General features: G+C 58.8%; 8 protein-coding genes. 7 read left to right on the top strand and 1 reads right to left on the bottom strand.

Annotation, left to right across the window (positions count from 1 at the left end; all coding sequences use genetic code 11):
• Positions 1-976 (bottom strand): hydroxymethylglutaryl-CoA lyase (locus tag NE584_RS18720; protein ID WP_368670740.1); only part of this gene is annotated, 976 nt, incomplete at its 3' end.
• A 750-nt stretch (positions 977-1,726) separates the two neighbouring features.
• On the opposite strand from NE584_RS18720, the gene NE584_RS18715 reads away from it, so the two are divergent.
• The 7 genes from NE584_RS18715 (at position 1,727) to NE584_RS18685 (ending at position 8,866) form a co-directional block, all read left to right on the top strand.
• Positions 1,727-2,566, top strand: coding sequence for a sugar phosphate isomerase/epimerase (locus tag NE584_RS18715; RefSeq protein ID WP_050623325.1), 840 nt, complete (start codon positions 1,727-1,729; stop codon positions 2,564-2,566).
• 61 nt (positions 2,567-2,627) lie between these two features.
• Positions 2,628-3,488, top strand: coding sequence for a shikimate dehydrogenase (locus tag NE584_RS18710; RefSeq protein ID WP_256183486.1), 861 nt, complete (start codon positions 2,628-2,630; stop codon positions 3,486-3,488).
• Positions 3,489-3,687: 199 nt separating this feature from the next.
• Positions 3,688-4,248 carry a TRAP transporter small permease gene (locus NE584_RS18705; RefSeq protein WP_256183485.1) on the top strand — a complete coding sequence of 187 codons (561 nt, stop codon included), beginning with the start codon at positions 3,688-3,690 and terminating at the stop codon, positions 4,246-4,248.
• Entirely contained in the window at positions 4,248-5,540 is a 1,293-nt protein-coding gene (locus NE584_RS18700) for a TRAP transporter large permease (protein ID WP_050623328.1), read from the top strand. The genes NE584_RS18705 and NE584_RS18700 overlap by 1 nt, the downstream gene beginning before the upstream one ends.
• 93 nt (positions 5,541-5,633) lie before the next feature.
• Positions 5,634-6,734: a TRAP transporter substrate-binding protein gene (dctP, locus tag NE584_RS18695; protein ID WP_256183484.1), complete on the top strand. Its 1,101-nt coding sequence runs from the start codon at positions 5,634-5,636 to the stop codon at positions 6,732-6,734.
• 191 nt (positions 6,735-6,925) lie between these two features.
• Complete coding sequence (locus NE584_RS18690) at positions 6,926-7,834, top strand: DMT family transporter (RefSeq protein ID WP_256183483.1); 909 nt, start codon at positions 6,926-6,928, stop codon at positions 7,832-7,834.
• Between the two features lie 108 nt (positions 7,835-7,942).
• Entirely contained in the window at positions 7,943-8,866 is a 924-nt protein-coding gene (locus NE584_RS18685) for a LysR family transcriptional regulator (RefSeq protein WP_050623331.1), read from the top strand.
• Positions 8,867-9,308 lie beyond the last annotated feature (442 nt).

The following is a 9,308-nucleotide window of genomic DNA, read 5'->3' as shown; positions in this document are numbered from 1 at the left end:
CAAGGTGCCGCCCAAACTCCGGGAGGCCCTTAACTCCGCCTTTGTCAAGGCATTTTACCGTCTGGAGCAGGTCGCTGGAGCAGCCTGCCCGCAGGAGGTAGCTGTCAGTGGTGTGGCCCAGAATGGTCTGCACCTTTCTGGAGATGGCCATCACCTTGCGTACGTCGATGCCGGTGGTGATACCGGACTCGTCGCACATGTGGATCACATCTTCAGAGGAGATGTTGCCGGCAGCACCGGGGACAAAGGGACAGCCGCCAAGACCGCCAAAGGAGGTGTCAAAACGGGTCATGCCGGCCTCCATGGCGGCCATGATATTGGCCATGGCAACGCCGCGGGTGTTGTGGAAGTGGAGCCACCAAGAGACAGTGGGGAATTTGGTGTGGACATGGGAACACATCTCATAGACCTGGTTGGGGACGCCCATGCCAGAGGTATCGGACAGGGAGATCTCGGTGATGCCCACGTCCAGATATGCATCGATGATGGAGTCGATCTCGGACTGAGGGATGCGGCCGTCCCAGGGGGAGCCGAAGGGCATGGAAATGGAGCCGGAGACCTCGATCCCGTGCTCCGCGGCGGCCTTGACACAGTCGGCAAAACCGGCTACACTCTCCTCAGGAGTCATATTCAGATTCTTCAGGTTGTGCTCACGGCTGGCGGAGACATTCAGCTTCACCTTTTTGCAGCCGCAGTCCGCGGCGCGCTGGACGCCCCGCAGATTGGGGATCAGAGCGCGGAACTCCACGCCGGGGAATTCATTGACCAGAGCCTTGAACAGGTCATCCGTATCTGCCATCTGGGGCACCTTTTTGGGGTGCATGAAGGAGCCGACCTCGATCACGGGGAAGCCGGCGTCCACCAAGTCCCGCAGAAGGGAGAGCTTATCCTCGGTGGAGACGATGGTCTTTTCGTTCTGGAGGCCGTCGCGCAGGCCCACCTCACAGATGGTGATTTCAGAGGGTAGATTCATCATAGCTGGGGAAACCTCCTTGATAATGCCGGCACGGCGGCGAGGTTTTGTGGAAAATGTGCGAAACGCCTGCCGGATGCCGGAACATTCATTAGCATCTTATACGATTATCATACTGTATTGGTCTCCATTATTCCAATATAAGTTTTACATTAAACTATGGAAAATTTCGATGGTTGAGGCGCGGCGGCGGGCCGTCAAAGAGCTCCGCGCCCCTTGCCCTGGGGCTGCCGGCGGCCTGGAAGCGGGACCAGGAGGGGCTTGGAGAGCCCCAAAGGGGGGAAATCGTCAGACATCATGGAGAAATAGGGGAGCTTAAATAAAGTTGAGCGATTTGCACAATCGAAAAATTTGCATGTCCAAATCCTTAAAAAAACCAAGGTTCCTGTATGGGTGCACAATTTTGATAGGGTAAAACTATACAAATGAAACAATAAATTGGGATGAGAAGCGGGTAAAGCATGCGAAGTATTGATGAAATTATGAAGAGTTCGCAGTAGACGAATTTGTAGTTTTGAAATAAAATGGGAGACAACGAAAAGAGGGAATTGGTGATAGTGCCACAAGGGTGATATTTCCAGTGCCCTCTCCTCATGTTTGCCGCCGGGATTGTTTATTTTTATGGCAGCCATCGGCGTGCCGGCCCGGGCGGGCAGGGGGGACGGATGTTCCCGCCGCCTCCAGCTCAAAGGCCGGGAAACGGCCCCTGCGGGACCGAATACAATATGATATTAGAATTCGGAGGAATGCAGTATGTCCAGAAAGTTTTCGTTGGCCTATTTGACCATCCCCGGTACCGCCCCTGTGGACCAGATCCGCATCGCCAAGGAGGCGGGGTATGACTTCGTCAGCCTGCGCACCATCCCGATGCACCTGCCCGGAGAGCCGGAGTTCCTGCTCCACAAGGACGCCAAGCTGTTCGAGGAGACCCGCCAGGCTCTGAAGGAGTACGACATGCCCGTGATGGACATCGAGCTGGCCCGCGTCCGCCCCGACCTGGACATCAACGAGTATGACCCCGCGTTTGAGAAGGCAGCCGAGCTGGGCGCCACCGACGTGCTGGGCAGCATCTGGACCCGGGACAAGGCCTACTACATCGATCAGGTGGCCAAGATCGCCGAGATGGCCAAGAAGTACGGCCTGAAGTATAACGTGGAGTTCCTGCCCTGGGCCGGTGTCCGCAACCTCCAGGAGGCCATCACGCTGGTGGACACTGTGAAGGCGGACAACCTGTACATCATGGTGGACACCCTCCATGCCGGCCGCGCCGGTGTCACCGGTGCCGAGCTGGCCCGCACCGATCCCAAATACTTCAACTTCATCCACCTGTGCGACGGCCCCGCCGGGCCCGACGGAGACCCCGTCCTGGACAACATCAAGGACGAGCTGATGCTCTTCACCGCACGTGAGGGCCGCCTGTACCCCGGAGAGGGTGCCATGGACATCGCCGGCATGGTGAAGGGGATGCCCGAGATCCCCCTGTCCATCGAGCTGCCCAACCTGAAGCGGATCGAGGAGCTGGGTGTGGCCGGCCATGCCAAGCGCTGCCTGGATACTGCCAAGGCTTACTTTAAGGAGCACGGCATCGACTGAGTCCTGCCGTCTGATATCACCGCAATAAAACTTTTTTGAAGAGAATGAGAGAGGGATCGTTATGAAGATCGACATCAACACCAAAATGATCACCCTGCTGGGCAAACCTCTGGGCCAGTCTTTCGCCGCCCGGATGCAGAACGCCGGTTATGAGGCCGCCGGTCTGAACATGCTTTACTTCTACACCGAGGTGGACAAGGACCACTTGGGCGATGTGGTCAACGGCCTGCGCTACATGAACTTTGCCGGCTTCGCCGTGACCAAGCCCAACAAGGTCCGCGTGCTGCGCTACCTGGACGAGCTGGCCCCCCTGTGCAAGAAGATGGGCGCCAGCAACACCGTGGTCAAGACCCCCGAGGGCAAGCTGATCGGCTACAATACCGACGGCGTTGGCTTCTACACCTCCCTGGTGGAAGAGGGCAAGATCAACGTGGAGGAGTCCACCTTCTTCTGCTTCGGTGCCGGCGGCGCCGGCCGTGCTATGTGCAGCGTGCTGGCCTATCACGGAGCCAAGAAGATCTACATCACCGACTTCTATGAGCCCTGCGCTGAGTCCCTGGTCATGGACATCAACGAGAACTTTGCCCCTGTGGCTGAGCTGGTCCACCACGGCGACTACGCCAAGATCGCTGAGTGCAACGTGGTTATGAACGCCAGCGGCATCGGCATGGGCTCCACCATCGGCCAGACTCCCATGCCCGTGGAGCACATCCAGCCCGGTCAGTTCTATTTTGACGCCTGCTACAACCCCGACAAGACCCAGTTCCTGCTCAACGCGGAGGAGAAGGGCTGCCAGGTGCTCAACGGTCTGGGCATGTCCCTGTATCAGGGCGCCGCACAGATCGAACTGTGGACTGGCGAGAAAGCCCCTGTGGAAGCCATGCGCAAGGAGCTCATGGACATCTTGGCGGAGAGCAAGTAAGGACCCCCCATCTGCGCTGTGCGCTGTTTTGAATGAGAAGACAAGAAGAGAGAGAGGAGGAAACCACGCATTGGGGTATTTCCGCATTCCGGGGGGAGAAGAGATCGGGATGCGGAGCAGTCCGGCCCCCCGCCGGACATGTCTGCCGCCGGAAACAGCCCGGTGAAAGACGTTGTAAGTAGTAAAGAGGAGGTAAAACATGAAAGTCATCAAATGGCTGGATGAGCACTTTGAAGAGACCTTCCTGGTCTTTTTCCTGGTCCTCATCTCCTGCATCACCATGCTGCAGATCATCGCCAGAACCTTCTTCGCCGCGCTTTCCTGGCCGGAGGAGTTCTGCCGCTACTGCTGGATCTGGAGCGTGTTCATTTCCCTGCCCTACACCATGCGCAAGGGCAACATGCTGCGCGTGAACGTGCTGGTGGACCTGCTGCCCACCAAGGCCCGCAACGCGATCAACATCGTGATCGATCTCATCAACACCGTGGTGATGGCGCTGTTTTTCAACGGATCCATCACCGTGATCCAAAACGCCCTGAACAGCGGTCGTACCTCTCCCGCCATGGAGCTGCCCATGGCCGCTGTGTACATCTGCCTGCTGATCGGCTTCGGCCTGGGCTTCATCCGCGGCATCCAGCAGGTCGTGCTTCATATCATGAACTTCAATAAGAAGGAACTGACCACTCTGGAGCAGGCTATGGCGGACGCCGCCGAGGAGGCCGCCGCGGCCAAGGGTGATCTGGAAGGAGGCGCGAACTAATGGCAGCATTAATGGTATTTATCGTATTTCTGATCGCAATCGCCGTGTCCGTGCCCATTGGCGTGGCCATGTGCCTGGGCACCCTGTTCCCCCAGTATTTTATGAACGCCGGAGCACCGGTGGACCAGCTGATCAACTTCACGCTGTCCGGCGCTGACTCCACTCCCATCCTGGCGGTGCCTCTGTTCATCCTGGGCGGCGTCATCATGGCAGAGGGCGGCATCTCCCGCCGGCTGTTCAACTTCTTCTCCTACTTCGTAGGAAACATCCCCGGCGGTGTGCCCTGCGCGGCCATCCTGACCTGCCTGTTCTACGGCGCCATCTCCGGTTCCGGCCCGGCCACCACCGCCGCCGTCGGCTCCATGTGCATCCCCTTCATGGTGGAAATGGGCTATGAGAAGCGCTGGAGCGCCGGCCTGATCGCCGTGGCCGGCGGCCTGGGCGTCATCATTCCGCCCTCCATCCCCTTCGTGCTCTACTCCCTGGCCACCGGCGTTTCCACCGGCGACCTGTTCCTGGCCGGCGTCATCCCCGGCATCCTGATTGGCCTGTTCATGATGGCCTATGCGGTGATCTTCTGCATCACCAAGGGCGAGGACAAGCAGCGCATCCGCGCCAAGATGTCCGAGCTGCGGGGCAACGGCTTCCTGAAGCTGTTTGCTGACAGCTTCTTCGCCCTGCTGTGCCCCATCATCGTGCTGGGCGGCATCTACTCCGGCATCGTCACCCCCACTGAGGCGGCCTGCGTGTCCGTGTTCTACGCTCTGTTCGTCTCCCTGGTGGTGTACCGCTCCATCTCTTTGAAGGATTTGATCCCCTTCCTGGCCAGCTCTGTCAAGACTTACGGCGGCCTGGCTTTCGTGCTGGCTTTCGCCACCGCTTTCGGCCGCGTGCTGTCCCTGACCCGCGCCACCAAGGTGATCGAGGACTTCATCGTGGGCAACTTCACCACTTCCTGGAGCGTCCTGTCTGTCCTGGTCATCCTGTTCCTGATCCTGGGCATGGTCATGGATACCGGCCCCGCCATCGTCATCCTGGCCCCCATCCTGCTGCCCGCTGTGCAGGCCCTGGGCGTGGACTCCGTCCACTTCGGCGTCATCCTGGTGTGCTGTCTGTCCATCGGCCTGGCCACGCCTCCCTTCGGCCTGGACCTGTTCGTGGCCGGAAACTTGGCGGAGGAGCCGCCCATGGCTGTGGCCAAGCGGGCGGTCCCCTTCATCATCTCCTTCCTGCTGGCCCTGGCTCTCATCACTTATGTGGAGCCGGTCAGTCTGGCGCTGTTGGGCCGCTGACCACTGACTTCGGTTCACCCTTGACCTGGTCGGCCCTTGGCCGGTCGGGCAAGTGAACAAATAAAACATACCATTTAAGAGGAGGAAACAAACATGAAGAAATTTGCAGCTCTTGTCCTGGCTGGCGCCATGACTCTGGGCCTGGCCGCCTGCGGCGGCGGCAACACCAGCACCCCCGCCGCCAGCTCCACCCCTGCTACCAGCACCCCCGCTGCTAGCACCGGTTCTGACTACGCCAGCCTGGACCCCGTGGTCCTGCGCGGCGCTGACTCCGCCGGCGTGGGCGCCGCTGCCCAGCAGCTGGGTGAGCTGGTTGCCGAGAAGGTGGACGCCATCACTGGCGGCCAGCTGACCGTTGAGTACTATCCCAACAGCGAGATGGGCGGCGACATGGATATCCAGCAGCAGATGCTGGACGGCACCCTGGACTATGTGGTGCTGCAGACCGCTCCCACCGTCTCCTTCGTGCCCGCCGTGGCCGTGTTCGATCTGCCCATGGTCTTCGCTCAGTATGACGGCGACACCATCGACCAGGTGCTGAACGGCGATGACAGCGAGTTCCTGAAGGCCATTGCCCCCAAGTATGAAGAGAAGAACATGAAGATCCTGGGCTACCTGCAGAACGCCACTTACCGTCTGACCACTTCCAATGTGAAGCTGGACACTCTGGATGCGTTCAAGGGCCTGCAGATCCGCACCATGGAGAACCAGAACCACATGGCTTTCTGGTCTGCTCTGGGCGCTGCCCCCACTCCTCTGGCCTGGCCTGAGGTGTACATCTCCCTGCAGAACGGCACCATCGACGCTCAGGAGAACGCCGCTGATACCTGCATGACCTCCAACTTCCAGGAGGTCCAGAAGTATCTGAACTTCACCAACCACATCCTGTACCTGAACCAGATCATCATCAACAATGACAAGTTCAACAGCCTGGACCCCCTGTATCAGGATGCCCTGACTCAGGCCGTGGAGGAAGCCATTGCTGAGCTGCGTCCCGCTCTGACCGAGCTGGATAAGAGCAGCAAGGACACTCTGGCTGCCGGCGGCATGGAGATGGTGGAGTACGCTCCCGAGTTCTATGACGAGATCCTGAATCTGCAGGGCGTGCAGGACCTGTACACCAAGATCGACGGCGAGGTCGACGGTCTGGGTACCATCCTGCAGGACGAGCTGGCCGCTGTTGCCGGGGCCTGATCCCCAGCTGCGGACAAGCGCGTACCCATGAATTTCAAACGGGCCGGCGCCCCAGCGGCGCCGGTCCGTTTCTTCCTTTGGGTGGCCCCGTGGGTCTGCTCCCGGCAGAGAAATATTCCGGAGGCGGTCCCATGCGTCCAGCCAGAGCTGATCCGCTGAAAGACTGCTGTGTTTTGGAGAGGAGCGTTTCTATGGAGCTGCTGAAGAAAAGCCGGGCATTTCTGCTTCTGTTTGTCACCTTCTTCTTCTGGGGGAGCGTGTACGTGGGGGGGAAGCTGATCTCTGACGATGTGCCCGCCCCCCTGCTGGGCTGCCTGCGGTGTTTTGTGGCCTCATTTCCCCTGATGCTCATGGCCCGGAAGCACTTCGGCGTGAAGATCGACCGGGCGGACTGGAAATACTTTGCCGGGGTGGGGGTCATGGGCTATTTCCTCACTATCTTCCTCATCCAGCTGGGGATCTCCCTCACCGGGGCCTCTATGGCCTCCCTGGTCAACTCGGTGACACCAGTGGGGGTCACCATCTTCGCTGCCCTCCACCTGAAGGAAAAGATCACCCCCACCAAGGTGCTGTGTCTGGTGCTGGCACTGGTGGGCACCTTCGTCATCACCACCGGCGCCACCGGCCAGGGGGAGATGGCGGGCATCCTGGTGGTGCTGGCGGCAGTGGTCACCTGGAGCGTGGCCTCTGTCTTCATGCGCCAGCTCACCGCCAAGTATCCTCCCATTCTGGTCACAGCCTACGGCATGGTCATCAGTCTGATTTTCCACATCCCCACGGGGGTGGCGGCCGCGGTGCAGGCAGGGGGCACCGGCCTGAGCTCCGCCAACATCCTGGTGGTGCTCTATCTGGGGCTGGTGGGCTCCGGGCTGGCCCAGTACACCTGGACGGCCAGTCTGGCCGAGCTGCCTGCCAGCACCTGCTCCCTCTTTTACCCTCTCCAGCCCATGTTCTCTGCCCTGCTGGGCATGCTGCTGCTGAACGAGACCTTCACCCCCTCCTTCCTGGTGGGATTGGTGCTCATCTCCGCTGATGTCATCCTCAGCACCCTGGAGACCCGCAAGCTGGCAAAGCAGGCGCAGGCCGGGTCAGACCGATAAGATATGCTTTTTCTGTCCCGAACTGAAAAATATATTTGATTTTTTCATCGAATTATGGCATAATTGAATCAATATATTAAGATCCGGGACAGAAAGGGGGAGCGCCGTATGAATTTACGGCAGCTGCAATATTTCAAGACCATCGCCGAGCTGGAGCACTACACCCGGGCGGCGGAAAAGCTGTATGTCAGTCAGTCCAACCTGAGCCACTCCATTCAGGAGCTGGAGGACGAGCTGAATGTGGAATTTTTTGTTCGAAAGGGACGCAACATCAAACTGACCAAATATGGGGAGCTGTTCCTCCCCTATGTTTCCCAGGCCCTGAACCTGCTGGACACCGGAGTGGCCCGACTCCAGGATTATATCAACCCAAACAGCGGAACGGTGGTAATGGCCTGCTTTCCCTCCCTGGCGGAGTTCGCGCCTGAGCTGATCGTGCGCTATTTATCCGAGACCAACCGGGTGGGGGTGCGCCTCCAGTTCAACCAGGAGGCCACCTTCATGCAGCTGCGGGACAAGCTGCTGGCCGGGGAGATCGACCTGCTCTTCTGTACTAAAATCGACGACCCCCGGGTGGAAGGGGCCCTCATCGGTGAGCACCAGATCGTCCTGCTGGTCCCGGAGAGCCACCGGCTGGCTCAGCGGGAGTCGGTGGACCTGCGGGAGCTGGACGGGGAGCCCTTCATCTCTTTCGACAACAACTGCCAGCTGCGCTCCGTCACCGACGAGCTGTTCCGGAGCCTGGGCATCCAGCCCAAGATTACCATGGAGACAGCCCAGGACGTCATTATGTACGGCATGGTGGCCGCCAATCACGGCGTCGCTATCGTTCCCAGGCCCCTGGGCGGGACCCCCTACAATGTGAAGGTGCTGCCCATCGAAAATGAAATCCCCGCGCGGAAGCTGTATATCCAATGGAACAAGGAGCAGTATATGCCCCCCGCCGCCGAATATTTCCGGGATTTTATTATCCGCAGCGGCCTGATCTTCAACCACTTCTTGGAGCGGCACAATCTGAAAGAGGGCTCCTGAAGCGAAATGACCGGACAAAAGATTTGGCCGGCCTGTCCCACCTCGGGCAGGCCGGCCTTTTTTGGCACATCCCATGCAGGAATTTGAACAATGAATGAAAACTAGCTATTTGACAAATAAGAGGGAATATACTATTCTTTGTATGGTAGTAGTAGACAGAAAAAAGAGAGATGCCCTGCGGCTGTTGCTGAAAAATAGCCAAAGTGGAAGGATTAAAAATTTCCCTTGATCTATGAATTGATTCCATAGGAAATGAGGGAGAGGCCGCCGGGCAGGAACACTGTTTGGGAGAAGCGGGCGAAAGCCTGATAAGAGATTGCTGATCCAAAAAAATGATATGGAGGATTTCACACAATGAGCAAGAAACTGGTATCTGACCTGCTGGTAGACTACCTGGAGCGCCGGGGCGTCACCAAGCTGTTCGGACTGTGCGGCCACACCG

The sequence above is a fragment of the Clostridium sp. DFI.5.61 genome (assembly GCF_024462915.1).
Classification (GTDB): domain Bacteria; phylum Bacillota; class Clostridia; order Oscillospirales; family Oscillospiraceae; genus Lawsonibacter; species Lawsonibacter asaccharolyticus.
This window is presented reverse-complemented; position numbering and strand designations above follow the sequence as displayed.